The following is a 1191-nucleotide window of genomic DNA, read 5'->3' as shown; positions in this document are numbered from 1 at the left end:
GGTCAACTCCGCGTCGATGTAGGCGGGCCAGATGACTATCTCGACCATACCTACCTCTCCACAGTCCCGCGTTAAACGCCTTTTCGTGTCACGCCGAGACGGGAATCGATGTCGGTCGTGGGTCGGCCTCCGTTACGGGCGGTACGGAATAGTAGAAGACGGTAGAAGGAGATAGAAGGTAGTAGAAAACAGTAGAAAACAGTAGAAAATAGTAGAGATCAGTATAAATCAGTGAAAAATAGAAGAAAATGGTATGAAAATGATAGGATTCAGTAGTATTACAACAATAATCAGTATTTTTCACTACGCTTTAGTAGATTATCTTGGTGGTCGCGGTGAGGGCAGCAGGGAAAGGCGGGGGGTTTCGAACTGCTCAGTCGCGCCGCGCCAGCAGTCCGACCAGCGCGACGGCGGCGACGGCGACGGGAACGCCGAGTCCGGGTTGGCCGTTCGATTCCGTCGTCGTGGCGGCAGTAGTCGTGGTCGTTTTCGAGTCGGTGCCGCTCGTGTCCGTGTTCGTGGTTTCAGTCGTCGTGGTGACGTTGGCCTGTGCGTACGCCTCCGGGTGGAGCGTCTTCGCCAGTTTCGTGATGGGTGTCACGATTTGCGGAGCGGGTTGGCTCACGTAGTTCGGGTTCAGCGAGACGGTCTGGTTCTCCTTCGCGGCCGGGGTTTCGCCGTAATCGTCGGGAATCTTCGCACCGGCCGAGAGGATGAACCAGTCGGGTTGCTGTTCGACGACGACCTCGCTGCTGATCGGCTGATAGCTCTTTATTCCCGCCTCGGCCGCGACGTTCGTTCCGCCCGCTTGCGTGATGATGGTGTCCATGAAGGTACCCGAACCGGCGGTGTACCCGCCGCTCATCACGTACATGACCTTGGGGCTGTCCTCGCCCTCGACGGCCTGATGGACGGTTTCGATGCGGTCTTTCATCCACGAGACGGTCCGTTGCGCACCGTCGCACTCGCCGGTGAGTCGCCCCGTGAGTTCGGTTTTCGCGTAGATGTCGTCGATGGACTTCGACTCGCGGAACTTGTACACCGTCAGCCCCGCATCGCGGAGCTTCTTCACCGTCTCGTCCGAGATGACGTTCGGCGCGAGAACGAGGTCGGGTTCCTGCGCGACGACCTTCTCGGGGACGGCCGCCGTCATCCCGGAACCCGAGACGTTCGCCTTCGCACTCGCGCCGT

The 1191-nt window shown here is 58.9% G+C and carries 1 protein-coding gene; it reads right to left on the bottom strand.

The window, feature by feature from the left end; translation table 11 throughout:
* Positions 1–373: 373 nt before the first annotated feature.
* Positions 374–1191, bottom strand: an 818-nt coding sequence (locus BG842_RS10300) for a PGF-CTERM-anchored ABC transporter substrate-binding protein (RefSeq protein WP_069450668.1), incomplete at its 5' end; no start/stop codon positions are given.

Source organism: Haladaptatus sp. W1 (assembly GCF_001723155.1).
Lineage (GTDB): Archaea > Halobacteriota > Halobacteria > Halobacteriales > Haladaptataceae > Haladaptatus > Haladaptatus paucihalophilus.
Note: the sequence above shows the minus strand (reverse complement) of the source record. Positions and strands in the feature narration are given on the sequence as shown.